The sequence below is a fragment of the Sphingomicrobium aestuariivivum genome (assembly GCF_024721585.1).
GTDB classification, from domain to species: domain Bacteria; phylum Pseudomonadota; class Alphaproteobacteria; order Sphingomonadales; family Sphingomonadaceae; genus Sphingomicrobium; species Sphingomicrobium aestuariivivum.
The window spans coordinates 235,919-260,204 of sequence record NZ_CP102629.1 but is presented as its reverse complement, the minus strand read 5'-3'; the positions used below and the strand labels follow the sequence as shown (position 1 = coordinate 260,204).

The following is a 24,286-nucleotide window of genomic DNA, read 5'->3' as shown; positions in this document are numbered from 1 at the left end:
GGACGCCCTCTAACGGAAGGCGCCCGCATAAGCCAAGCCTATTCGACCGGCCCTGCCATGACCATCAGCATCGTCGTCCATGCCGCGACATTCTGGCGGAGCTGTTCGGGGTCGACCTTGTCGAGCGTGTCGTTCGAAGTGTGATGGAGGTCGAAGTAGCGCGTCCCGTCCTGTCGCAGCGACAGCCCCGGAGCCCCTTCGGCGCGCAGCGGCCCGACGTCGGCACCGCCCGCCCGGTCATACTCGCCCGACGCGATCCCGAGCGGCGCGAGCGCGGCGCGCAGTGCATCGGCCTCCGCCTTGCGCTCCTCGCCGAGGTCGGTGGTCACCTTCCACACGCGGTCGGCGCCGAAATCGCTCTCGGCGACCACATGATAATCGGTGCCGTCATGGGCTTCGGCAAAGGCGCGGGCGCCCCACAGGCCGACTTCCTCGGCGCCGAACCAGACGATCTCGATGGTCCGCTCGGGCTGGCCCATTTCCATGATCTGCTTGGCCGCCGCCGCGGTGATCGCACAGCCCGCGCCATCGTCGAACACGCCGGGCGCATTGTCCCAGCTGTCGAGGTGGCAGGCGACCATCACTTTCTTGGCGTCGGGATCGCGTCCCGGCACTTCGGCGATGACATTGCCCGACGGCTGCTCACCGATCTGTCTGGGCGTCAGCAGGAGGTGCATCTTCACCGGCTCGTCATAGCGGTTGACGATGCGCATCAGCTGTTCGGCATCGGGCACCGCCAGCGCGGCCGCGGGGATCGGCGTCACGCCATCCTCGAAATTGGTGTTGCCGGTATGCGGCGTGCGGTTGTTGTCGGTGCCGATCGAGCGCACGACGATGGCCGCGGCACCGCGCTTTGCGGCCTCGTTGGGGCCGACCCAGCGCGGCGCGCCGAACGGCATGGAATAGCCCGAGCCGTCCATGTTGCGCGGCATCTGGTTGGAGATGAAGACGATCTTGCCCGCCTGGTTCGACGGATCGTCATCGAGAAACGCCTGATAGTCGTGATAGCCGACGACCTCGGCGGTGAGGCCCTCGGGCGGGGTCGCACCCGAATTGCCGAGCGCGGTCAGCACGAGCTCCTGCGGGAAAGGCGCGAGGATGTGCGCGCGCTCGTGCCCGCGCACCCATGTCGGCATCATATAGTCCTCGACCCGCACGTTCGCGAAACCGAGCGCGGTCAGTTGCTCGACCGCCCAGGCGCGCGCGCGCGCTTCGGCGGGCGTGCCCCCGAGCCGGGGCCCGACCTCGGTCGTCAGGTCCCTGAGGATTTCCCACGCCGTATCGTCCTGCATGGCATTGTGCTGCGCGGCGAACAGCTCCTCCCGCTCGAGGTCGTGCGCGGCGGCAGGCGTGGCAATCAGGGGGAGGGCGGCGAGCGCTGCAAGCGCGAGGGTGCGTGTCATGGCGGCGACGCTAGCGAGGCCATGCAGCGCTGTCACCACCTTGTCAGAGCAGGCGAAGCTGATCGCCCGACGGCGGCCGGAACAGCGCACAGTTGAGCGCGAACTTGGCACGCGACAGGCCATGGTCGGCGCAGGCTTTCTCGAAGCGACGCCGGAACAGCTCGGCCCAGACGCCGGTGCCGCGCAGCCGGCTGAAGAATTTGGGGTCGTTGTCGCGTCCGCCACGCAACTCGCGGATGGTCGCAATCACCTTGCGCGCGCGGTCGGGATAATGGGTCTTGAGCCAGTCCTTGAACAGCGGGGCGACCTCGTGCGGCAGCCGCACGGGAAGGAAGAAGGCGCTGCGCGCGCCCGCCTCGGCACCTGCTGCCACGATCGCCTCCATTTCATGGTCGGTAATATGCGGCACGACAGGGGAGACCGAGAGATACACGGGCACGCCCGCCGCCGACAGCTGGCGGATCGCCTCGAGCCGTTTGCGCGGCGCGGGCGCCCGCGGTTCGAGCGTGGAATGGGTCCCGGCCTCGAGGCTCGTCACCGAGAGCGCCACGGCCGCCAGCTTCTTGCGCGCCGCCCCGGCGATGAGGTCGATGTCGCGCAGCACGCGGTCCGACTTGGTGGTGATGGTGAAGGGATGGTCGCATTCGGCGAGGATCTCGAGGACCCCGCGCGTCACCTTCCACCGCCCCTCGATCGGCTGGTAGGGATCGGTGTTGGTGCCGAGCGCGATGGGGGCAGGGGCGTAGCCCTTGCGGCCCAATGTCTCGTGGAGGAGGCGCGGCGCGTCGGGCTTGACGAACAGGCGGCTCTCGAAATCCACGCCCGGCGACAGGTCGTGATAGGCATGGGTGGGCCGCGCGAAACAGTAGATGCAGCCATGCTCGCAGCCGCGATAGGGATTGACCGAGCGGTCGAAGCCGATGTCGGGCGAATTGTTCTTCGTCAGGATGGTCTTCGGGCGCTCGATCGATACGGTCGTGCGCCGCGGCGCGACCCCGTCTATCCGCTCCACCTCGTCGAGCCAGTCGCCGTCGGCGACATGGGCGCGCAGGTTGAAGCGCGACGGGCTGTCGTTGCGGGTGGCACCGCGCCCCCTGGTGGACTCGATCGGCATGGCGCCAAGCTAGTCCGGACATGAGAACAAATCAAGAACGTCTAGCGCGAGGGATAGCGCGGCGCGCGGCCCTGCAGGATGTCGGTCAGCGCCTGCGGCGTCGTGCCCGCCTCGGCATGATAGACGAAATAGTTCCGCAGGATCGCGGGGATGTAAAAGCGCGTCTCCCAATAGGGCAGGCTCTCCATCCACAGGAGCGGATCATTGCCCGGGATGCTCGCCCAGCGCGACACCGGCAGCGGCCCCGCATTATAGGCCGCGATCACGCGCATCAGCTCGTCGCGCGTCGCACGGTTGCGGCGCATATTCTCGAGGAACTGCTGGCCGTGGTCGATATTGGTTTCGGGCCGCTTCAACTGCGCCGCGGTGACGCTCTGCCCGCGCTTGCGCGCCTGGTCGGCGGCCGTGCCGGGGCGCACCTGCATCAACCCGACCGCATCGGCCGGCGACACCACATGCTCGCGAAAATCGCTTTCCTGGATGATATGGCTGTAGACGAGGAAGGGATCGATCCGCCACCCGTTGTCGGGCTGCCACGCCGGCGAGGGATAGCGATCGGCCGGATCGACCCTCGCGCCGCGCGGCCCGTTGGTCGCCAGCCAATATTGCAGGCCGAGCTTCAGCGCGCCCGCCACCTCGACCAGCGCCTTGTGATCGCGCGGGTCGCCGATCCGCGCCTGGTGCCGCAGCAGCTCGGTCGCCCGTTCGCGCTCGCCCAGCGCGACGAGCGAGCGGGCGCGCACGACATTGGGCAGCGCCTCGACCCGTGCCCGCGTGGCACGATCGCTGGGGCCCACCCGCTGGCCGAGCCGGCGGGTCACGCCGAGCCGTTCGCGGGCCAGCTGTCCGTAAAACGTCTCGGCATCGCGCGCTGCCGCACCGAGATAGGGTGCGACGCCCTGCGGACGGCGGCAACGCTGCTCGGCGCGCGCGGTCCAGTAATGCGCCGCGCTGCGGAGTTCGCGGTCGCTCGTTCCGGCGGCAGTCGTCCGGAAGGCCGATGACGCCGCATTGCAGTCACCGAGGCGCCAGTTGGCGAGCCCCTGCGTCCAGGCCGCTTGCGCTCGCCATTCGCCGCCGCCAGCGGCGACGCCTTCGGCCGCGACCCGCCGCGCCGACTGCATGTCGCCCGCGACATAATGGATCCACGCCACGAGCTGCGCGATCTCGGCCTGCTCCTCGCCGCGCAGTCGCCCCTGGCTCAGGGCTTCGCGATAAAGCGCTTCCGCCTGCCGCCCGTCGTCGGCCTCGATCGAGGGGCGCAGGGCGGTGCGAAGATCGCCGACAACGGCCGAGCCGGTCGAGCGCGCCCGCGTCCGGCGCGGCGCGCCGCCGAGGCTGACGACGGCCTGCGTCGGCGCGGCCGAGACGCGGTCGCCGCCCCGTTCGGCGGCAAGCGCGGCAAGCCGTTCGGCCTGCGGCAATTCGGGCGCCGCGCGCACCAGCGCCGCGGCCTGCGCGCCGCTGACGCGCGGCGAATTGGGCGCGAGATAGAGTTCGGCCAGCGCATAGGGGGCCATCACATTATTGCCCATCGCCGCGATCGAGCGCTCGGCGAGCGTCCACTGCTGGCGGTCGATCGCCCCGAGGATGCCACCCCAGCTCGAGACGAGCGACGTTGCCTGCGCGTCGCCATTGGACGGGCGGGGCGCGAGGGGATCGTCCTGCGCCGCTGCCGGTTGCCCACAGAACAGGGCGGCCGTTACCACCGCCAGGCCGATACGCTTCATTCGTCCCCCGTGAGGATCTGGAGATCTTGCCAGGCCATGCGCTTGTCGCCGGGCCGGTCGAGCAACCAGCGCGGGTGGAAGGTGGCCACGCAGCGGACGCCCTCGACCATCTGCGCCTTGCCCCGCGCCTTGAGGAGCGGCGCATCGAGCAACGCACGCGCGGCCTGGTCGCCAAGGATGAGCAGGCGCTCGGGCTTTGCCAGCGCGATCCGCCTGCGCATCGCCTCGACGAGCATCGGGTCGAAGGGTGCGCGCGCCGGCTGTCCCGGCCGGAACGCCGGATCGATCATCGCCAGCGGCGGCGCCTCGATCCCGATCGCCGCCATCATCCGGTCGAACAGAACCCTTGCGGGCGGCAGCAGCCCGTCCTCGCCATCACCCCGCGCGCCGATGACAAGCAACGGCGCGCCCTCCGGAATAACCGCGGGCAAGTGACGGGCATCGAGTTTCTCCGACCGCGCCGCCAGCCATTGTTCGATATCGCCCAACGTCCCGGGCATCGGCGCCGGTGCAGGAGCGGGTGTCGGTGCTGGTGCCGGGGCCGGTGTCGGCCCGGAAGGCGCATTTTTAGCGGTCACCTGCGGCGGATCGGCCGTCGCGCCACCCCGCTGCGTGGGGGCCGCCGGCTGCAGGCTGCGCCAGCTGGGAGCGTTTTCGCGCACCGCCACATCGACCCCGGCATCGCGCCACCAGGCCAACAGGGCGCTCGCGCCCGACATTTCGAATCCCACCCCGTCGTTCATTCCGGTAACGTTCGGCCATGTTGACGGCGCGGTCAATAAATTGGCAGGGGTCTCTCAAGCCGAAATGACGGCAAAATGCGATCAAGGGATGCGTGATGAGCGAACGTGAGTCGATGGAATATGATGTCGTCATCGTCGGGGCCGGCCCGGCGGGCCTTTCGGCGGCGATCCGGCTGAAGCAGCTGGCGGCCGAACGCGAGGAAGAGATCAGTGTCGTCGTGCTCGAGAAGGGCTCGGAGGTCGGCGCGCATATCCTCTCGGGCGCGGTCATCGATCCCAAGGCGCTCGACGAGCTCATCCCCGACTGGCGCGAGCGGGACGACTGCCCCCTGAAGGTCGCGGTCACCGAGAATCATCACTGGATTCTCAGCGACACCGGCAAGCTCGAGATCCCGCATCTCTTCACGCCGTCCTTCATGCACAACAAGGGCACCTATACCGGCAGCCTCGGCAATCTCACCCGCTGGCTCGCGGGCGTGGCCGAGGAAATGGAGGTCGAGATCTTCCCCGGCTTCGCGGCCGCCGAAATCCTCTTCAACGACGATGGCTCGGTGCGCGGCGTGGCGACCGGCGACATGGGCGTGACGCGCGGCGGCGAGCATGGCCCCGACTATCAGCCCGGCATGGAGCTCCACGCCAAATATACCCTCTTCGCCGAGGGCGCGCGCGGGCACCTGACCAAGGAACTGACCAACCTGTTCGACTTGCGCAAGGACAGCGGGCCGCAGGTCTATGGCATCGGCATCAAGGAACTGTGGGACATCCCCGCCGACAAGCATGTGCCGGGCAAGGTCGTGCACACGCAGGGCTGGCCCTTGGACGAGGCGTGGGGAGGGGGCTTCCTCTACCACCAGGACAATGGCCAGGTCGCCTTGGGCTTCGTCGTCGCGCTCGACTACGACAACCCCTATCTCTCGCCCTTCGAGGAAATGCAGCGCTGGAAGACGCACCCCGACATCCGCGCCGAGATCGAGGGCGGCACCCGAGTCTCCTATGGCGCGCGCGCGATCAACGAGGGCGGCTGGCAGGCCATCCCGCAGCTCGCCTTCCCGGGCGGCGCGCTGATCGGCTGCTCGGCGGGCTTCGTCAACGTACCCCGTATCAAGGGCACTCACACCGCCATGAAGTCTGGCATGATCGCTGCCGCGCATCTCGCCGATGCCCTCAAGGCGGGCCGCCATCACGATGTCCTCGAGGGCTATGAACCCGACGTGCGCTCGAGCTGGATCGGCACCGAGCTCAAGAAGGTTCGCAACGCGCAGCCCTTCGTCGCCAAGTTCGGTGGCAAGATCGGCACGCTGCTCGCCGGCGTCGACATGTGGCTCAACCAGCTCAAGATCGGCTCGCCGTGGACGCTGAAGCACCATGCCGACCACAAGCAGATGCAGCCCGCCGCCGCGGCGCGGAAAATCGACTATCCCAAACCGGACGGCACGCTGACCTTCGACCGCCTGAGCTCGGTCTATCTGTCGAACACCAACCATGAGGAGGATCAGCCGATCCACCTCACGCTGAAGGACGCCGAAGTCCCGATCGCGGTGAACTACAACCTCTACGCCAGCCCCGAGACGCGTTACTGTCCCGCGGGCGTCTACGAGATCGTTGGCGAGGAAGAGGGCGACCCGAAGCTCCAGATCAACGCGCAGAATTGCGTCCACTGCAAGACCTGCGACATCAAGGACATGACCCAGAACATCAACTGGGTGGTGCCCGAAGGCGGGGGAGGCCCGAACTATCCGAACATGTAAGCTTGCCCTCGTCGGGCTCGTCGCGCTCTGTGCCGCGAGCCCCGTCCTGGCCGACACGCCCGAGGAGCGGCGCGAGCTGTTCGTCGCCGCGCGCACCGCCGACCTCCTCGGCGATGCCGACACCGCCGCCACCCTCTACGAGCGGCTGATTGCGGCAGGGCCCGTGGACGCGGACGTCGAGGCGCGGGCTGCGACCGAGGCGATCGCCGCGGGGCGCTTCGACCTTGCCCTCTCGATCGCACGCAATTCATCGCAGCCCGAGAGCTTCAACCTCGACCTGCGCTTGCTGCTCCTCGCCGAGGCGCTCAGGCAGGAACGCTACCGCGAGGCCCTCGCCATGCTCGAGGACGATCGCGCGCGGGTACAGATCGAGTTTCTCAGCCCGTTCGTGCGCGGTTGGGTGGAGACCGCCGCCGACCAGCGCCCGGGCACCGAGGAGCGCGGCCCCGCACTTGTCACCGGCATGGCTGAACAGCGCCCGCTGTCACGCCAGAAGGACGAACAGGCTGCCTTCCTCTACCTTGCCATCGGCGAGGTCGAACCCGCGCTCGCGCTGATCGACCCGGCCCTGTCGCGCGCCGGCCCCCGCGAGGCGCGCCTGCGTCTGGCCTTCGCCGACCGGCTGACGACCCTCGGGCGCCCCGACCTTGCCACCGTGCTGCTCGCAGGCGAAGACGAGATCCTCGTCGCCGCCCGCCGCCGTCTCGAGGAGGGCGACGGCCTCGGCCAGGCGATCCTCACCCCCGCACAGGGCTTTTCCGAGCTCCTCCTCGCGGTTTCCGTCGACCTTGCCGAGGGCCGCAACACCGCGCTGCCGCTCGGCATCGCGCAGGTCGCCCGCTTCGCCGATCCCGACAATGACAGCGCCGACATCATCACCGGCGCCATGCTCGAACGCGACAGCCGCAAGGAACGTGCACTCGACCTCTACCGCGCCGTGGACCGCAATTCCCCGCTCGTGCTCCAGGCCGAGGACAGCATCATCCAGCTGCTCGTCACCGACGACCGTGCCGCCGAGGCGCTCGAGATGGCGCGCCGAGCGCATCGCCGCAGCCCCGACCGGCCCGGAAGTTGGGCCCGCATGGCCGATGCGCTCGCCGCACTCGAGCGCCACGAGGAAGCCGCCAATGCCTACGCACAGGAACGGGTGCGGCTCGATCGCGAGAACGACTGGCCGCTACTCTTCCTCGAGGCGGTGTCGCGCCACAAGTCGGGCAACTGGCCGCATGCCGAGGCATTGCTGAACCAGGCGCTCGGCCAGGCGCCCGACCAGGCAATCCTCCTCAACTATCTCGGCTATTCGATGCTCGAGGAGGGCGGCGACCTGCCGCTCGCCAGCGCCTATATCCGCAAGGCCTCGCGGCTCGAACCGGACAGCGCGGCGATCACCGACAGCCTCGGCTGGGCGCTCTACAAACTGGGCGACCTCGACGGCGCGGTCGCGGCCCTGTCGCGCGCCGCCGGACAGGCCCCGTCCGACCCCGAGATCCACGAGCATTATGGCGATGCACTCTACGCCGCGAGCCGCCGCATCGAGGCCCGCTTCGCGTGGGAAGTGGCGCGCTACTACGCGCCCGACGCGGCCATGACGACCCGCATCGAGGACAAGATGACCTATGGGCTCCAGCCTTCCAACGCCGCGCCCTGAGCCGGTGCCCCTGCGCGAGCCCGCGCCCGCCAAGCTCAATCTCGCGCTCCACGTCCGTCGCCGCCGCGATGACGGCTATCACGAGCTGGAGACGCTGTTCGCCTTCTGCATCGATGGCGATGTACTGACGGGGAGCAGCGAGGCAGCCGCCGAACACAGGCTCGTTCTCGACATCACCGGGCCGTTCGGCGCGGGCCTCGACGCAGCGGGCAACCTCGTCGAACGTGCTTGGCAGGCGCTGAAGGTCGCCGCGCCGCCCGCGCATGTCCGGCTCGGCCTCGACAAACGACTGCCGGTCGCCAGCGGACTTGGTGGCGGTTCGGCCGATGCCGCCGCCGCGCTGCGCCTGCTCACCAGCCTGTGGAAGCTCGATCCCGCCATCGCGCAGGAGGCCGCGCCCGCGCTCGGCGCCGACGTTCCTGCCTGCCTCCTGTCGATGAGCGCGCGCGGCGAAGGGGTAGGGGAGAAGCTCTCGCCGGTCCCGACCCCCGAACTTGCAGGCGCCCCCGTGCTGCTCGTCAATCCGCTCGTGCCCCTGTCGACGCCCGCCGTCTTCAAGGCGTGGGATGGTGGCGATCGCGGGCCGCTGGGCGAGGACTGGCGTCGCGGTCGCAACGACCTCGAACCGCCCGCCCGCGACCTCGTGCCCGCCATCGGCGAGGTGCTCGAATGGCTCGGCGCGCGGCCCGGCGTAGACATCGCCCGCATGTCGGGAAGCGGCGCCAGCTGCTTCGCCCTGTTCGCCGACGAAGCATCGCGTGACACGGCGGCTGCGGCCTGCCCCGACAAATGGTGGCATCTGGCGACCCATCTGCGCTAAGGGCGCGGCCATGACCCGTCCCATCCTTCCCGCCGCCGAACTCCGCCACCTCGAACAGGAGGCGATGCAGGCCGGCATCTCCGAACGCGAACTGATGGAGCGCGCCGGCAAGGCGCTCGCCACCGCGAGCCTGCGCATGTTCGGCCCGCGCGATACGCTCATCCTGTGCGGCAAGGGCAATAATGGAGGTGACGGCTATGTCGCCGCGCGCCATCTCGCCGAAGCGGGCGCGAGCGTCCGTATCGCCGCCTTGGGCGAGCCCGGCACCGAAGCCGCCAAGACTGCCCGCGCCGACTGGACCGGCGAGGTCGAGGCGCTCGGAGAAGACACGGCCGAGGCCGATCTCGTGATCGACTGCCTGTTTGGCACCGGCCTGTCGCGCCCGATCGACGAGGAGGTCGCAACCCCCGCGCGTCGCCTCCTCACCGCCGCGCGCCGCACGGTTGCCTGCGACCTGCCGAGTGGCGTGGAGGCCGACAGCGGCGAGGTGCTGACCGATCTCGGTAGCTTCGATCTCACGCTCGCGCTCGGCGCGCTCAAGCCCGCGCATCGCCTCGCCCCCGCCATCCACCATTGCGGCCGCGTCGCCAGCGCGGGCATCGGCCTCGGGGCGCAGGGCGACTGGCACGAGATCGCCGCGCCCGCGCTGCCCGCCCTCGACCCCGACGGCCACAAGTTCGACCGCGGCATGGTGCATTGCCTGTCGGGCGCCATGCCCGGCGCCATCGCCTTGTCCGCCCATGCCGCCGCTCGCGCGGGTGCAGGCTATGTCCGCGTCTCGACGAGCCGCATGATCGACGGGCTCCCGTCCTCAATCGTCCAGACCGAGGACGCTACCGCGCTCGACGACGAGCGCATCGGCTGCCTCCTCGTCGGCCCCGGCATGGGTGACATCCCGCCGCTGCTGACCGTCGCACTGACCAAGACGCACCCGCTCGTGCTCGATGCCGACGCGCTTCGCCATGTCGGCGAACCCGAGCGTCTCAACGGCCACGACGCCATCCTCACCCCGCACGAAGGCGAATTCGTCGAGCTGTTCGGCGACCTCGAAGGCTCGAAGGCCGACCGTGCTCTGCAGGCCGCCGCCGCGAGCCAGTGCATCATCGTCTACAAGGGCGCCGACACGCTCGTCGCCGCGCCCGACGGACGCCTCGGTTTCGCGCCGCCGGCACCCGCATCGCTTGCGACCGCGGGGGCAGGGGACGTGCTCGCCGGCATCATCGCCGCTTGCCGAGCGCGCGGGCTCGACCGGTTCGAGGCCGCCTGCGCCGGTGTCTGGATCCACGGCCGCGCGGCCGAAGCCTGCAAGGCGCCCTTCATCGCCGACGACCTGGTCGCCGCCATCGCGGTGGTGATGTGACCGAGACCGTCCTCAAGATCGCCGGCCGCGGCGACGGCGTCACCGATGCGGGCACCTATGTCGCGCTCGCCGCCCCCGGCGACCGCGTCGAAAACGGAGAGGTCGTCGCGCGCGGCGCCGGCTACCAGGACCCGCCCTGCCGCCATTTCCCGCAGTGCGGCGGCTGCCAGCTCCAGCACCTCACCGCCGCCGCCTTCGCCGACTATTGCCGCGACCGCATCGCCGGTGCGCTGGCACAGAAGGGCATTTCGACCGACTATCGCCCCGCGCATGTCTCGCCGCCGCGCAGTCGTCGCCGTGCCGACCTCAAGGCGCTCCGCCTCGGCAGGAAACGGCTGATCGGCTTCACGCGCGAGAAATCGCACCAGATCGTGGACATGGCCGAGTGCCACGTGCTGGCGCCCGAATTGTTCGCCCTCCTAGATCCGCTCCGCGACCTTCTCGATACGATGCTCCCGCAGCGCCGCACGGGCCGCGTCCAGATGACGCTTACCGACCAAGGCGTCGACCTCCTCCTCGGCGGCGTCGAGACCGACGGGCTCGAGGCGGCCGAGGCGCTTCCCGCCTTTGCCGAGCGGCATCGCCTCGCGCGGCTATCGATCGACGATGGTTATGGCGCCGAAGCGCGCTACGAGCCGCAGCCCGTGACCATCACGCTCGGCGACGTGGCCGTGCCCTTCCCGCAAGGTGCCTTTCTTCAGGCCACCAAGGATGGCGAGCAGGCGCTCGTCGCCGGGGTCATCGAGGCGCTCGAGGGAGGCACGGGCAAGACGCTCGACCTGTTCGCGGGGCTCGGCACTTTCGCGCTGGCGCTGGAATGCCCCGTCATCGCCGCCGAAGCCGGGCGCGAGGCGATCCTCTCGCTGATGCAGGCGGCACGCCGCTCGGGCCGCTCGGTCGAGGCCACCCACCGCGACCTCTACCGCCGACCCTATGATGCCAAGGAGCTCGAGGATTTCGGCGCGGTCGTACTCGATCCGCCGCGCTCGGGCGCGGAGGCGCAGTGCCGCGAATTGGCAAAGAGCGATGTGTCGACCATCGCCTATGTCAGCTGCAACCCCGGCACCTTCGCCCGCGATGCCGCCATCCTGATCGAGGGCGGCTACAGCCTCGACTGGGTCCGCCCCGTCGGCCAGTTCCGCTGGTCGACCCACGTCGAGCTGGTGAGCCGCTTCTCGCGCTAAAGGTGGTGCGCCAGCTCCATGCCAGCGTGGATGACTAGGAGCAGGAGCGCCAGCGTCGAGGTGACGAAGAAGAAACCGCGCCTCCTGCCCATCGTCTGCACGACCGAATGGCCGATGCGCAGCAGCACATAGGCCCAGGCGAGCCCGACGTTGAACGGATGAGTCGCGCCCATCAGCGCCAGCGCCAGCACGATCGCGTAAAAAAGCGTCGGCTGCTCGACGAGATGCTCGTAATTCTCGCGTGCATAAAGGATGCGCCCGTCGACATGGCCGTCGAGATCGCGCGCTCGCGCCGCCTTGCGCAGGCCCGAAAGGTCCGCGCCCTTGATGCCGCGCTGGATCTTGTAGACGGCGACGAACATCATGATGATCGTCCAGGCGACAAGCGCCACCAGCGGCGCGAGAAGATGATGCACTTCCAACATATGACCTCCGGGAATTAGGCGAATGCCGCGCCAACCAGTCGCACGACCAGCACGAGCAGGCATGCCGATGACAGCGCGAACAACAGGAAACGCAGCGGGACACGGTTACTGAGGATCTGGACAAGACTGTGCGCCACGCGGAGGGCGACATAGCCCCACGCCAGCCCGAGCGAGGTGGCACTCGCATCGCCAAGCAGGGCGAGGGCGATCACCACCGCATAGAAGAGCGGCGGCTGTTCGAGCAGGTGATTGTAATTGTGGCTGACCCACTGGACCTTGTCGGGCAGCACACCGTCGAGGTCCTTGCCGCGTCCCCCGCGCCGCTTCGACAAATCGATGCCCGCCCGCTTCATCGCCGGCAGTCGGGTGGCATAGAGCCACAGCCAGACGATCATGGTCCATGCCGCAAGCACGGCCACGGGTTGAACGAGTAGTGCCAAGAAAAAAGCCCCCCACGGTTTCTCGTGAGGGGCTTTTATCGTTTCGGTTTCGAAAAGGAAACTAGTCGAACATCTTGCCGAAGGCGCGCTTGGCGCGATCCTTCCACGCGCCGCGATGATAGGCATCGCTGGCGAGCAGCGGCAGCACCGAGGTCGCCTCGGCATAGACCATCTGTTCGAGCGCGGTGTCGACCTTGCCCCAGCTGCAGGCTTCCTGGAGCGTGGAGGAGGAGCAGGCGCCGTCACGCACGTCGGCGACGGTGATCTGCACCGCATATTTGTGCATCTCGACGTCTTCGTGACCGAGGATCTCGGCGCAGACGACGGTGTCCTGCGCGAAGTTCTTGGGCACGCCGCCGCCGATCATCAGGAGGCCGGTGGTGCCAGCCTTGATCTTGATGTCGGTCAGTTCGCGGAAGTCGGCGATGGCGTCGAGCACCATATAGTCCTCGCCCGCCTTGGCGCGGTCGACCTGGTGCTTGACGAGGCCAAAGCCCGCCGATGAGTCGACGAAGGCCGGGCAGAAGATCGGCACGTCATGCTCGTAAGCGAGCTTGACGAGGCTGTTGTCCTTCTTGCCGTTCTCGACGAGATACTTGCCCATCTCGCGGATGAAGGCGCGGCTCGAATAGGCCTTGGGCTCGAGCGAATTGGCGATTTCGGCGATCGTGTGATCGGTGTCCTGAAGCGCTTCCTCGTCGATATAGGTGTCGTAGATGCGGTCGATGTAGAGCGAGCGCAGCACCTTGTCGTCGGGGATCTCGAGCGCTTGGTAATGCTTGTGACCGAGGCCCTCGAAGAAATCCATGTCGACGATGGTCGCGCCGGTTGCGACGATGGCATCGACCATGTTGTTGCGCACCAGCTCTGCATAGAGGTCCATGCAGCCGCCAGCCGAGGTCGAACCCGCGACCACGAGGATGATCGAGCAGTCCTTGTCCTCGAGCATCTGGTTGTAGATGCGCGTGGCGCGGGCGAGGTCGCGGCTGGTGAAGCTCATCTTGCCCATCGCATCGACGATCGGACGCGCGTCGAACGAGGTGATGTCGATATGCTCGACCTGGTGCTGGAGCAGCTCCGCCTTGCGCTGGCGGTCGATCTGTTCCTCGGCCGGATGGGTGGCGAGTTCCTCGCTCATAGTCGTCTCCTGGAATCCAAAAATTAGCGGCCAAAATTGGCGGGTGAACGCGCCTTACAGGCGTACCACGTTCGAGGCCTCGTCCTGTTCCGAACGCTGGCCATAAAGGGTGAGCATCGGCTCGTCCGACACACGGACCTTGTCCTCGATGCCGAAGCCGTTGAAGCCGGTGCGCATCGCGCAGCCATAGGCGCCGAGCATGCCGATCTCGATATAGTCGCCGGGACCCACGTCGTCGGGCAGGAAGAAGGGGCCTTCCATCTTGTCCATGTCGTCGCAGGTCGGGCCGAAGAAGCGGAACGGCGCGAGTTCAGCGGTGCTGTCTTCCTCGCGCACGAGGCGGGTCGGGTAGCGCCAACCGATATGCGCGGCATCGAACAGCGCGCCATAGGCGCCCTCGTTGATGTAGAGCGTGTTGCCGCGACGCTGTTCGACGCGCGCCAGCACCGAGCTATATTCGGCGCACAGCGCACGGCCGGGTTCGGCCCACAGTTCCGCCGAATAGCTGATCGGCAGGTCCTCGAACTTCTCGTGGATCATCTTGAAGAAGGCGTCGAGGGCAGGGGGCTCCATGTCGGGATAGGCCGAAGGGAAGCCGCCGCCGACATCGACGATATCGAGCGTGACCGAGCTGTCGATGATCGCCTGGCGCACGCGCTCCATCGCCTCGCCATAGGCCATCGGGCTCATCGCCTGGCTGCCGACGTGGAAACAGATGCCGAGCGCATCGGCCATCTGGCGCGCTTCCATGAGAAGCTGCGGCAGTTCCTCGGGCTCGGCACCGAACTTGGTGGCGAGGCTGAGCTTCGAATGATCCGACGACACGCGCAGGCGCACGAGGAGGTTGAGATCGGTCGCCCCGCGGGTGGCGCGGCGGATCTTCTCGAGCTCGTGCAGGCTGTCGAGGCTGAAGGTCTTCACCCCGTGGCAGAAATAGGCTTCCTCGATCGCTTCCACTGCCTTGACCGGGTGCATGAAGCACAAGGTCGCATCCGGCAGCGTCTCGGCGACGAGCCGCACTTCGCCCATCGAGGCGACGTCATAATGGGTGATGCCGGCGTCCCACAGGACCTTCAGGAGGTCCGGATCGGGATTGGCCTTCACCGCATAGAGGCTCTTTCCGGGGAAATTCTCCACGAAGAAACGCGCCGCGCGGAAAGCCGCGTGGGGACGAACCAGGGTTACCGGGAGAATGGGCTTGCGGGCCTTGACTAGCCCAAGCGCAGAATGATGGTCGTGCAATTCACGGGACCTCCGAAATGTCCGGCTTCTTCAGCCTGTTCAACACTTGCTGCCTTGCGGAAGTCCCATGGGGCAGCGGACGGCGCTATATGTCCGTCTGGACGCTCTTGTAAAGAGGTGAAAATGCGCCTCGTTTCGCGGGCACTTTCAATACGGGAACTTCCTTTACTCTAGAAAGGCTTAGCTGGCGATGAACGTTCCCGATCTCAAGGCCGTGGAGGCGGCGACCGAGCGTATTCGTGGCGCGATTCGCCGCACGCCGCTGACCTATGCCGCGCTCGGCGGCACGCGGATCGGCATCAAATGGGAGAACCGGCAGGAAGGCGGCGCCTTCAAACTGCGCGGCGCCTCCAACCGCCTCCTTGCCATGACCGAAGAAGAACGCGCCCGCGGCGTCGTGGCTTTCTCGAGCGGCAATCATGCCCGCGGTGTCGCCATCGCCGCGCGGCGGCTCGGGATGCGGGCCGCGATCGTCATGCCCGCCGACGCGCCGGGGGTGAAGATCGAGGCAACCCGCGCCGAGGGCGCCGAGATCATCCTCTACGATCGCATGACCGAGAGCCGCGAGGAAATCGGCGCACGGCTCGCCAAGGAACGCGGCGCCACGCTCGTCCCCAGCTTCGATGACCCGTACATCATCGCGGGGCAGGGCACGGTCGGGCTCGAACTGCTCGAACAGGCGGAAGAGCCGGTGAAACGGATCATCGCCTGTTGCGGTGGCGGCGGCCTGTCGGGCGGGATCGCGCTGGCCTGTCCGCAAGCCGAAATACTTATCGTCGAGCCCGAGGGCTGGGACGACATGGCCCGCAGTCTCGAAGTCGGCACACCGCAATCGGTCGGCGACAACCCGCCGCCCACCATCTGCGATGCGATCCAGACCTTCCGGCCCGCCGAGGCCACCGTCGCCATCTTGCGCGATGCCGGTGCAACGGCGGTACAGGTCGGCGACGCCGCGGTAAGGCAGGCGGTAAAATGGGCAAGGGAGGAATGCGGCGAGACCGTCGAGCCGGGCGGTTCGGCCGCACTCGCGGCTCTATTGTCCGGCGTCGTCAGCCCTCGCGAAGGCGATGTCGCGATCGTCAGTGGCGGGAATGTCGACCCTGCGCTGCACGCGCAGCTGATTGCCTAGGCGGTGGCGCGATAGGGGCCGGCGTCGAGCTTGGCGGGGCTCGACTTTTCGACCGCCTGGATCAGCTCTTCCAGTTCGGCGGCGAGGATCTGCAATTCGGCCACCAGCACCTTCGGATCGGCCTCTTCGAGACCCGCCGAGGCGTCAAGCAGCGTGTCGAGCATCATGGAAATGCACGGCAGGATCGTTTCCTCGATCCGTTCGAAGGCTTCCTCGAGCCGTTTTTCGGGGCTAGTCGTTGCCATGCCCATTGCCCTAGCGCGCAATGGGTAAAGATTAGATGAAGGATTTTTCGCCGAATGCCGCCAATTGCCAGCGCCGCCCTCGGGATCGCCATGCTCGCCGCCTTCCTGCTCGCAGGGGTCGGCATCACGCAGGTCAGGAAGCCCGACCGCGCCGTCAAACAGCGCGGCTGGCTGATGATCGCAATGGCCGTCATCCTCGTCGCGAACGTGGCAATCTGGACGATCTAGGCCGGCAGCGCTTGCCTCAGCGGATCGGGCAGTCCGGATCGAGGCGATAGTCGAGATATTCGTCGATCACCTTGAACAGGTCGTCCATTTCATTTTCGAAGAAATGGTTCGCGCCCGGGATTTCCTTATGCTCGATGGTGATGTGCTTCTGGGTGCGCAGCTTGTCGACAAGCTTCTGCACCGCGCTCGGCGTCACCACTTCGTCCGCCAGCCCCTGGATGATGATGCCCGAGGCGGGGCAGGGGGCAAGGAAGCTGAAATCATACATGTTGGCGGGCGGCGAGATCGAGATGAAGCCGCGCACTTCGGGGCGGCGCATCAGGAGCTGCATGCCGATCCAAGCACCGAAGCTCACGCCGGCAACCCAGGTCACCTCGGCTTCGGGATGGATCTGCTGCATCCAGTCCAATGCGGCGGCCGCGTCCGACAGTTCGCCGATGCCATTGTCGAAGGTGCCCTGGCTGCGTCCGACACCGCGGAAATTGAAGCGCAGCGTGGCAAAGCCGCGGCGCACGAAATCCTTGTGCAGCATCTGGACCATGCGGTTGTTCATGGTCCCGCCGGCCTGCGGATGGGCGTGGAGGATCACCGCTGCCGGGGCGCGCGGGCGCGGGGCGGGGGTGAAACGTCCTTCGAGACGTCCTTCGGGGCCGGGAAAAATGACTTCGGGCATTCGCGCTCAATCTCTATGATATAAAGTTGCACGGAAGGGCTTCCGTGCGGGCGTGGCTCCTATATAGGCAAAGCGTATCAACGTGCAATCGCTGGAAACGGGAGATTTGACAGGGTGAACGCGACACGACTCTATTTCGATCACGCTGCCGCCACGCCGCTGCATCCCGAAGCGCGCGAGGCCATGGTCGCCGCCTTCGATTGCTGGGCCAATCCGAACAGCCCCTATGCCGAGGCCCGCGCCTGCAACGCCCTCTTCGAAAAAGCCCGCCGCTCGCTCAAGGCCGAGCTCGGCTGGGGCCATGACCTCGTCTTCACCGGCGGCGCCTCCGAAGCCATCGCCATCTGCGCCGCGCGCTGTCCGCTCGAAGGACGCATCCACGGCGCAACCGAGCATGATGTCGTCGGTGCCTCGATGGGCGAGGGGAGCATCAAGTTGCCTGTCGACGCGCAAGGCGCGATCGACCGCGACGCGCTGGCCGATGCCCTCGCCAAGGGTCCCGCGCTCGTCGCCATCCAGCAGGTCAACAACGAGACCGGCGTCATCCAGGATATTGCCGCCATTGCCGTGCAGGTCCACGAGGCGGGCTCGCTCCTCCTCGTCGACGCCGCACAGGCCGCCGGCAAGATCGACCTGCCCGACGCCGATTTCATCGCACTGTCGGGCCACAAGCTCGGCGGCCCCATCGGCGTCGGCGCGCTGCTGGTAAAAGACCTCACCACCCTGCGCGCCGCGGGCGGGCAGGAGAAGGGCTATCGTCGCGGGACGCAGAACGTGCCTGCCGCCGCCGCCTTCGCCGCCGCGGTCGAGGCCAAGCGCTACCGCAACGCCTATCCGCGCCTTGCCGCGCTGCGCGAGAAGCTCGAGGCCGCGATCGAGGCGCGTGGCGGCACCGTCATCGCCAAGGACGCGCCGCGCACCGCCACCATCGGCGGCTACAGCTTCCCCGGCATCGAGGCACCGACGCTGCTCGTGCAACTCGACCTCGCGGGCGTTGCCGTATCGGCGGGCTCGGCCTGCTCCTCGGGCGCGATGAAGGGCAGCCGCGTCGTCGGCGAAATGGGCCTTCCCGAGGACGTTACCCGCGGCTTCGTCCGCATCAGCTTCGGCCCTGACACCAGCGAAGCGGATGTCGACGCCCTGCTTGGACGGCTCGACACGATCCTCGCCCGCGCCCGCGCCGCATGATCTATCTCGACTACCAGGCGACCACCCCGCTGGCCCCCGAGGTCGAGGCGGCGATGGCGCCCTGGCTCGGCGAGAAATTCGCCAACCCTCATGCTCCCTATACGGCGGGGCGCGAGGCGGCCGCGACGGTGGAGGTCGCGCGCAAGCAGGTCATGCGGGCGCTCGGCAAGACCTCGGGCAGGCTCGCCTTCACCGGCTCCGCCACCGAAGCGCTCAACTGGGCGCTGAAGGGTAGCGTCGGGCGCGAGGGGCGCGACGAGATCGTCACCATCGCCACCGAACATGCCGCCGTCCTCGACACGGTCCAGTTTCTCGGCAGCACCCACAAGGTGCATATCCTTCCGGTCGATCACGAAGGGATCGTCGACTTGGACGCCCTGCGCGCCGCCGTCGGCCCGCGCACCGCGCTCGTCGCGGCCATGCTCGTCAACAACGAGATCGGCGTGCTCCAGCCCGTCGACGAGATCGCCTCCATTGCCCATGAGGCTGGCGCACTCATGCTGTGCGACGCCGTGCAGGGGCTAGGCCGCATCGCCGTGCCCGAGCAGGCCGACCTGATCGCCATCAGCGCGCACAAGGTGCACGGCCCCAAGGCGATCGGCGCCTTGTGGATGGCCGACAGCGTTGAACCCGCCCCGCTCATTCACGGAGGCGGGCAAGAGCTCGGCTTGCGCTCGGGGACGCTCAGCCCCGCGCTCTGTGCCGGTTTCGGCGCCGCGGCGAGCCTGATCGCCGAACGCGCCCCCGCCGACCACGACCATGTCGAGTCCCTGTGGGAAATGGCGCACGAGCGCATGCGCGACTGGACATTGAACGGCAGCGCGGCGCAGCGCTATCACGGTAATCTCAACCTGCGACGCGACGGTCTCGACGCCGCGCGTCTCATGAGCGAGGTGAGGGGAGTGGCTTTCTCCCTGGGATCGGCTTGCGCCAGCGGTTCAGGACGCCCCAGCCATGTCCTGCGCGCGCTCGGCCTGTCCGACCGCGAGGCCCGCTCCTCGATCCGGATCGGCTTCGGTCGCTACACCACCGCCGACGAGCTCGCCGAGGCGCTCGACCGCATCGACACGGCGGCGAAGGCGCAATGACCCTCGTCCGCTTCCTCCGCCCCGATGGCAGCGTCGACCGCGAGGTCGAGGCCGAACCGGGCGCGCGTCTCCTCGATGTCGCGCAGCAGAACGGCCAGCCCCTCGAGGGCACCTGCGAGGGCGCGATGGCCTGCTCGACCTGTCACGTCATCCTCGCCCGCGAGGACTTCGACCGCCTTCCGCAAGCGAGCGAGGAAGAGGACGACCTCCTCGACTTTGCGCCGCACGTCCGCGCCACCTCGCGGCTTGCCTGCCAGGTCGAGGTGCCCGACACCGGCACGCTCACCGTCCGCATGCCGGGCGCCTCGAAGGACTGGAGCCGATGAAGGCCGCGTTTCTCGCCCTTGGCCTTGCCACCTGCGCCTCGGCCGCGAGCGATGGCCCTACGGCGCCCGCTGAAGAGCCTTCCGCCTTTATCGACGCCATACCCGCTTTCGAGGAGCGCCTCGGCGGGCCGCTCGGCCTCGTCCTCATGGACGGTTCGGGCCGCCTGTTGCTTGGTCATCGTGCCGAGGAGCGCATGGCCTTCTGCTCCTCTTTCAAGCCGATGCTCGCCGCGGTGGTCATGGCAGAAAGCAACGCAGGAGCGGTCCACCTCGACCAGCCCGTCCGCTACGACCCTGGCGCCTTGCCGGGCCATTCCCCCGTACTGGCGCGGGGCAGGGGCACGACCAGCCTCGGCGCCGCGCTCGATGCCGCCATGCTGGCAAGCGACAATGGCGCGACCAATCTCATGATCGACGCGCTCGGCGGGCCCGCCGCCGTGAACAAAACCTTCGAGCGCTGGCAGCTCGGCGCGCGGCTCGACCGGCGCGAGACCGCGCTCAACGAAAATGCGCAAGGCGACCTGCGCGATACGTCCACTCCCAAAGCGATGGCCGACTTCTGGCGGCGGCTGGAGACAAGCCGCGCGCTCACCGACGATCAGCGGGATCGCCTGTTCGACCTCGCAAAACGCTCGACCACCGGGCTCGACCGCGTCCGCGCGGGGCTCCCCGACGGCTGGAGCGCGGGCGACAAGACCGGCACCTGCCACCCCGATGGCCACCCCGACCAGCAGGTCAACGATGTCGGCTTCATCGACCATCCCAACGGCCGCGATCGCTACTATTTCGCGGTGATGGCCCAGCGCCCGAGCGTGCCGGTCCGCGAGGCCAAGGCCATCATCGCCGAGATCGGCGCGCATTTCGCCGCGACCATCGGCGACTAGGGTCTTGCACCGCCGCGACTTCCTCGCCATATGGCCTCTCGGAAGTCGGCGGACGACTTGCCCGTGAACCTGGTCAGGCCCGGAAGGGAGCAGCCACAGCGGTTTCGGTCGGGTCGTCGGCTTCCACCTTTTCCCGACCCGACTTTTCCCGACATCGCCGCGCAATGAAAAAGGGGCCGGACGCGCCGACCCCTCCATCATCGCCTGTTGCTGCGTCTAGTGCAGCTCGACGCGGCCCGCCTCGAACAGGGCGCGGCAATCGGTCGCATCGCGGCCGATATCGTCCTGCAGGAGCGGCGGGTTCATGCCGGCGCCGGCAAAGCGCGCATCGTCGCACTTGTCGTTCTTGGCATAATCGCTGCTGTCGTCACCGAAATCGATCCTCGCGACGTCGGGACGCGCGGTGAACGGCCCCGTCTCAAGCACGCGGTGGCGCACCGTTCCCGCCTCGAAGCCCGCGCGGCAGTCGGAAGCATCGGCGCGGATGTCCTCGCCGAGCTGGATCGGGTGGGTGCCTTCGCCGATGAAACGCATGTCGTCGCAAATGCCGTTGTTCGCGAGCGAGCTGCCGTCTGACCCGAAGAAGAAACCGCCGGGGCCCGGCACGGCCTGGAGCCGCGCTTCCTCTTCGGCGTCGAACCAGCGGATCTTGCCCGCCTCGAGAAGCGTCGAGCAATCGGTCGCGTCGCGGCCATTGTCATCGTCGCTCAGCGTCGAGGCCATGCCGGTGCCGCGGAAACGCGGATCGTCGCATTCGCCGTCATTCGCCCAGGTCGAGCTGTCATCGCCGAAATCGCCGACCGGCAGGTCGCGCGAGCCGGTGGCGGCTTCGGCCGCGAGCAGTTCCTCGGCGGTGGCAAGACGGATGGTGCCGGCCTCGTACGCCGTCTTGCAGTCGGTCGCGTCATGGCCGACCAGCGCGCGCATCGGCGCGATGTCCGAGGACCCCTCGCCGGTGAAACGCGGATCGTCACACTCGTCGTCATTGGCAAAGACGCCTTCGTCGTCGCCGAAATCCACGGGCGCCGCAGCCGCATGGGCAGGCGTGGCAGCGAAAGCGAGAGCGGCGGCAAGCGCCGGAAAGAGCGATTTTCTGTTCATGTTTGACGATTAGGCTATAGGATGTTGCCAAATCCTTTAGCCCTTGCGACGACGTAGACAGCCACTCGCAATCCACCGCGCCTTTGCCTAGGCTCGCTCCATGAACGATCACGAATCGCCGCAGGACGAGCCGCCAGTCGACATGGGCCCCGGCCTTGGCCTCGACGAGCCCGAACAGCCGCTCGAACCGGCAAAGAAGGACGAGGCCTACCGCGTCCTCGCGCGCAAATACCGCCCGCAGAGCTTCAACGAGCTGATCGGGCAGGACGCGATGGTCCGCACGCTCGCCAATGCGATCGAGACCGACCGCATCGCCCATGCCTTCCTGATGACCGGCGTGCGCGGGGTCGGCAAGACCTCGACCGCGCGTCTCATGGCGAAGGCGCTGAACTGCGTCGGTCCCGACGGCAATGGCGGCCCGACGATCAGCCCGTGCGGCGTCTGCGAGCCCTGCCAGGCGATCGCCGAGGGGCGTCATATCGACGTCGTGGAGATGGACGCCGCCAGCCACACCGGCGTCGACGACATGCGCGAGATCATCGAGGCGGTGCGCTATGCCTCGGTCTCGGCGCGCTACAAGATTTACATCATCGACGAAGTCCACATGCTCTCCAAGAGCGCCTTCAACGCGATCCTGAAGACGCTCGAGGAGCCGCCGCCCCACGTCAAATTCCTGTTCGCCACGACCGAGGTCGACAAGGTGCCGGTGACGGTGCTGTCGCGCTGCCAGCGCTTTGACTTGCGCCGCATCTCCGCCGACCAGCTCGCCGACCATTTCGCCGGCATCGCCGAGAAGGAAGGCATCGGCGTCGAACCCGATGCGCTCGCCATCATCGCGCGCGCCGCTGAAGGATCGGTGCGCGACGGCCTGTCGCTGCTCGACCAGGCGATCGCCCATGGCGGCGACATGGTGAAGGCCGCCGACGTGCGCGACATGCTCGGTCTCGCCGACCGCGGCAGCGTGCGCAAGCTGCTCGATCTCATCCTCGAGGGCGATGCGGGTGCCATGCTTGAGGGTCTCGACCGCGCGCATGAACTGGGCGTCGAGCCCGGCGCGCTGCTGCGCGGCCTGCTCGACAGCCTCCATGCCATCAGCCGCCGCAAGGCGAGTGGCAGCGACGATGTCCTGCGCTCCGCCGAGGAGCAGGAAGCGATCGCGAGGGATGCCGGGACGCTCGGCTGGCCGCAGCTTCACATGCTCTGGCAGCTCCTTCTCAAGGGGCTGAAGGATGTCGAGGTCGCGCCCGACCCGCGCGAGGCCGCCGACATGGCGCTGCTGCGCGTCATCCATGCCGCGGGCATGCCCGATCCCGGCGCGATCATCGACGCGCTGGCCGGCGGCAAGGCACCGCCCAAGCCGCAGCAAGGCAATGCGCCCGCCGCCGCGCCGACGCCCGCGCCCGCAGAAAGCCCTGCCGCGCGGACGCCGACAGTCGAAGCCGAAGCGCCCGCTCCGGAGCCGGCACCCAAACCGGCCCCGTGGGAAGCCGAAGCGGCAGAGCCTGCAGTAGCAGCACCGACCCCGACGGCCCCGGCTGCCGCGCCCGAGCCCGAGCCACTCGCGCCCTCGTTGCCCGGCGACTTCATGGAGCTTTATCACCTCATCGACGATGCGCGCCCGCGCCTCGGGGTGGACCTTCATGACAAGATCGGGCTCGTCGACTATGCGCCCGGCCGCCTCGTGCTGCAGCCCAAGGCGCCGCTCGACAGCGACTTCACCCGCGACCTCGCCGCCGCCGCCAAGCAGGTAACGGGCGAGAATTGGGAAATCGTGCTACAGGAACATGGCGGCGCACCGAGCCTTGCCGAAGCCGAGGTAATGCGCCAACAGGCCGACCGCGAACGCGTGCTGGCCGACCCGATGGTCAAGGCCGTCACCACGGCGTTCCCCGACGCCAGCCTCGAAGAGATCAAGGACGCAAGCTAATGCCCGACATGCCCGATATGAACGACATCCTCGCCATGGCCCAGAAGGCGCAGGAAGACCTCGCCAACGCCCAGAACAAGCTCGACGAAATCGAGGTCGAGGGTCAGGCGGGCGGCGGGCTCGTCAAGGTCCGCGCCTCGGCAAAAGGCCGCATCATCCGCGTCGAGATCGACGAGAGCCTGATGAAGCCCGAGGAAAAGGGCATGGTGGAAGACCTTGTCGCCGCCGCCTTCAACGACGCCAAGGCCAAGGCCGACATGGCCGCCGCCGAGGAAATGAAGAAGGCCACGTCGGGCTTTCCGCTTCCGCCCGGCATGAAGATGCCTTTCTAGGCCAAGCATATGGCGCGCGTCGCCCGCCGGAGGCGGCAGGCGACGCGCGCCACTCTCGCCGGCACGATGCTGCCGCTCCTGCATGCCCAGTTCCTGTCGCGGCGGGGCAGGGCGACCATCCCCGCTAGCGCCTAAAGGCCCGTTGCGGGCCACGGAAATCCCGCTTAGCG

Annotated in this window: 25 protein-coding genes and 1 other RNA gene; 15 read left to right on the top strand and 11 right to left on the bottom strand. The window is 67.9% G+C overall.

All coding sequences use genetic code 11. The features are described from left to right. Positions 1–38: 38 nt before the first annotated feature. From NUW81_RS01235 to NUW81_RS01220, 4 genes are read right to left on the bottom strand one after another with little or no spacing between them, the layout of a single operon-like run. The gene (locus NUW81_RS01235; RefSeq protein WP_245109522.1) at positions 39–1,403 is read right to left on the bottom strand and encodes a M20/M25/M40 family metallo-hydrolase; all 1,365 of its coding nucleotides are present in this window, start codon (positions 1,401–1,403) and stop codon (positions 39–41) included. Positions 1,404–1,446: 43 nt separating this feature from the next. Then, positions 1,447–2,517 (bottom strand): PA0069 family radical SAM protein, encoded by a 1,071-nt coding sequence (locus tag NUW81_RS01230; protein ID WP_245109520.1) that lies wholly within the window; start codon positions 2,515–2,517, stop codon positions 1,447–1,449. Between the two features lie 41 nt (positions 2,518–2,558). Next, on the bottom strand, positions 2,559–4,247 hold the full coding sequence (locus NUW81_RS01225) for a lytic transglycosylase domain-containing protein (protein ID WP_245109518.1): 1,689 nt from the start codon (positions 4,245–4,247) through the stop codon (positions 2,559–2,561). After that, entirely contained in the window at positions 4,244–4,747 is a 504-nt protein-coding gene (locus NUW81_RS01220; protein ID WP_260508519.1) for a uracil-DNA glycosylase family protein, read from the bottom strand. The genes NUW81_RS01225 and NUW81_RS01220 overlap by 4 nt, the downstream gene beginning before the upstream one ends. Positions 4,748–5,085: 338 nt before the next feature. Between NUW81_RS01220 and NUW81_RS01215 the strand changes: the two genes are divergently transcribed. The 5 genes from NUW81_RS01215 to NUW81_RS01195 all read left to right on the top strand — a co-directional run bounded on the left by NUW81_RS01215 (position 5,086) and on the right by NUW81_RS01195 (position 11,750). Beyond that, complete coding sequence (locus NUW81_RS01215) at positions 5,086–6,738, top strand: electron transfer flavoprotein-ubiquinone oxidoreductase (RefSeq protein ID WP_245109513.1); 1,653 nt, start codon at positions 5,086–5,088, stop codon at positions 6,736–6,738. Between the two features lie 163 nt (positions 6,739–6,901). After that, positions 6,902–8,386, top strand: coding sequence for a tetratricopeptide repeat protein (locus tag NUW81_RS01210; protein ID WP_245109509.1), 1,485 nt, complete (start codon positions 6,902–6,904; stop codon positions 8,384–8,386). A gap of 4 nt (positions 8,387–8,390) precedes the next feature. Next, the gene (locus NUW81_RS01205; RefSeq protein ID WP_245109507.1) at positions 8,391–9,206 is read left to right on the top strand and encodes a 4-(cytidine 5'-diphospho)-2-C-methyl-D-erythritol kinase; all 816 of its coding nucleotides are present in this window, start codon (positions 8,391–8,393) and stop codon (positions 9,204–9,206) included. A 10-nt stretch (positions 9,207–9,216) separates the two neighbouring features. After that, the gene (locus tag NUW81_RS01200; RefSeq protein ID WP_245109504.1) at positions 9,217–10,566 is read left to right on the top strand and encodes an NAD(P)H-hydrate dehydratase; all 1,350 of its coding nucleotides are present in this window, start codon (positions 9,217–9,219) and stop codon (positions 10,564–10,566) included. Continuing rightward, complete coding sequence (locus NUW81_RS01195) at positions 10,563–11,750, top strand: class I SAM-dependent RNA methyltransferase (protein ID WP_245109502.1); 1,188 nt, start codon at positions 10,563–10,565, stop codon at positions 11,748–11,750. Before NUW81_RS01200 ends, NUW81_RS01195 begins: the two co-directional genes overlap by 4 nt. Here the strand turns inward: NUW81_RS01195 and NUW81_RS01190 are convergent. The 4 genes from NUW81_RS01190 to NUW81_RS01175 form a co-directional block, all read right to left on the bottom strand. After that, positions 11,747–12,175 carry an MAPEG family protein gene (locus tag NUW81_RS01190; RefSeq protein WP_245109499.1) on the bottom strand — a complete coding sequence of 143 codons (429 nt, stop codon included), beginning with the start codon at positions 12,173–12,175 and terminating at the stop codon, positions 11,747–11,749. The two genes, NUW81_RS01195 and NUW81_RS01190, sit on opposite strands and share 4 nt — an antisense overlap. Before the next feature lie 14 nt (positions 12,176–12,189). Further along, on the bottom strand, positions 12,190–12,615 hold the full coding sequence (locus NUW81_RS01185; protein ID WP_245109497.1) for an MAPEG family protein: 426 nt from the start codon (positions 12,613–12,615) through the stop codon (positions 12,190–12,192). Between the two features lie 61 nt (positions 12,616–12,676). After that, a complete protein-coding gene (locus tag NUW81_RS01180) occupies positions 12,677–13,753 on the bottom strand; it encodes a 1,9-bis(guanidino)-5-aza-nonane synthase (protein WP_245109494.1) in 1,077 nt (358 codons plus the stop codon). A 54-nt stretch (positions 13,754–13,807) separates the two neighbouring features. After that, positions 13,808–14,995: a type III PLP-dependent enzyme gene (locus tag NUW81_RS01175; protein WP_245109492.1), complete on the bottom strand. Its 1,188-nt coding sequence runs from the start codon at positions 14,993–14,995 to the stop codon at positions 13,808–13,810. Positions 14,996–15,185: 190 nt separating this feature from the next. Between NUW81_RS01175 and NUW81_RS01170 the strand changes: the two genes are divergently transcribed. Continuing rightward, positions 15,186–16,124 (top strand): threonine ammonia-lyase, encoded by a 939-nt coding sequence (locus tag NUW81_RS01170; RefSeq protein ID WP_245109490.1) that lies wholly within the window; start codon positions 15,186–15,188, stop codon positions 16,122–16,124. Here the strand turns inward: NUW81_RS01170 and NUW81_RS01165 are convergent. Continuing rightward, on the bottom strand, positions 16,121–16,369 hold the full coding sequence (locus NUW81_RS01165) for a hypothetical protein (protein WP_245109488.1): 249 nt from the start codon (positions 16,367–16,369) through the stop codon (positions 16,121–16,123). The genes NUW81_RS01170 and NUW81_RS01165 overlap by 4 nt on opposite strands. A 54-nt stretch (positions 16,370–16,423) precedes the next feature. Here NUW81_RS01165 and NUW81_RS01160 point away from each other — a divergent pair, with 54 nt between their 5' ends. Next, positions 16,424–16,597 carry a hypothetical protein gene (locus tag NUW81_RS01160; protein WP_245109486.1) on the top strand — a complete coding sequence of 58 codons (174 nt, stop codon included), beginning with the start codon at positions 16,424–16,426 and terminating at the stop codon, positions 16,595–16,597. A gap of 16 nt (positions 16,598–16,613) precedes the next feature. On the opposite strand, the gene NUW81_RS01155 is transcribed toward NUW81_RS01160, so the two are convergent. Further along, positions 16,614–17,270: an alpha/beta hydrolase gene (locus NUW81_RS01155; RefSeq protein ID WP_245109484.1), complete on the bottom strand. Its 657-nt coding sequence runs from the start codon at positions 17,268–17,270 to the stop codon at positions 16,614–16,616. 114 nt (positions 17,271–17,384) lie between these two features. Here NUW81_RS01155 and NUW81_RS01150 point away from each other — a divergent pair, with 114 nt between their 5' ends. From NUW81_RS01150 to ffs, 5 genes are all read left to right on the top strand, one after another. Further along, complete coding sequence (locus NUW81_RS01150) at positions 17,385–18,458, top strand: cysteine desulfurase family protein (protein ID WP_245109482.1); 1,074 nt, start codon at positions 17,385–17,387, stop codon at positions 18,456–18,458. Beyond that, positions 18,455–19,546: a cysteine desulfurase family protein gene (locus NUW81_RS01145; protein ID WP_245109480.1), complete on the top strand. Its 1,092-nt coding sequence runs from the start codon at positions 18,455–18,457 to the stop codon at positions 19,544–19,546. Before NUW81_RS01150 ends, NUW81_RS01145 begins: the two co-directional genes overlap by 4 nt. Then, positions 19,543–19,872 carry a 2Fe-2S iron-sulfur cluster-binding protein gene (locus tag NUW81_RS01140; protein ID WP_245109477.1) on the top strand — a complete coding sequence of 110 codons (330 nt, stop codon included), beginning with the start codon at positions 19,543–19,545 and terminating at the stop codon, positions 19,870–19,872. Before NUW81_RS01145 ends, NUW81_RS01140 begins: the two co-directional genes overlap by 4 nt. Then, positions 19,869–20,756: a serine hydrolase gene (locus tag NUW81_RS01135; protein WP_245109474.1), complete on the top strand. Its 888-nt coding sequence runs from the start codon at positions 19,869–19,871 to the stop codon at positions 20,754–20,756. Before NUW81_RS01140 ends, NUW81_RS01135 begins: the two co-directional genes overlap by 4 nt. A gap of 37 nt (positions 20,757–20,793) precedes the next feature. Then, positions 20,794–20,887: signal recognition particle sRNA small type (gene ffs / locus NUW81_RS01130), an RNA gene on the top strand. An 85-nt stretch (positions 20,888–20,972) separates the two neighbouring features. Here ffs and NUW81_RS01125 read toward each other — a convergent pair. Then, positions 20,973–21,857: a hypothetical protein gene (locus tag NUW81_RS01125; protein WP_245109471.1), complete on the bottom strand. Its 885-nt coding sequence runs from the start codon at positions 21,855–21,857 to the stop codon at positions 20,973–20,975. Between the two features lie 142 nt (positions 21,858–21,999). Between NUW81_RS01125 and NUW81_RS01120 the strand changes: the two genes are divergently transcribed. From NUW81_RS01120 to NUW81_RS01110, 3 genes are read left to right on the top strand one after another with little or no spacing between them, the layout of a single operon-like run. Then, positions 22,000–23,784, top strand: coding sequence for a DNA polymerase III subunit gamma/tau (locus tag NUW81_RS01120; RefSeq protein WP_376741963.1), 1,785 nt, complete (start codon positions 22,000–22,002; stop codon positions 23,782–23,784). A gap of 8 nt (positions 23,785–23,792) precedes the next feature. Then, positions 23,793–24,116, top strand: coding sequence for a YbaB/EbfC family nucleoid-associated protein (locus NUW81_RS01115; RefSeq protein WP_245113608.1), 324 nt, complete (start codon positions 23,793–23,795; stop codon positions 24,114–24,116). A gap of 9 nt (positions 24,117–24,125) precedes the next feature. Continuing rightward, the gene (locus tag NUW81_RS01110; protein WP_260508518.1) at positions 24,126–24,251 is read left to right on the top strand and encodes a hypothetical protein; all 126 of its coding nucleotides are present in this window, start codon (positions 24,126–24,128) and stop codon (positions 24,249–24,251) included. The last annotated feature ends 35 nt before the right edge of the window (positions 24,252–24,286 follow it).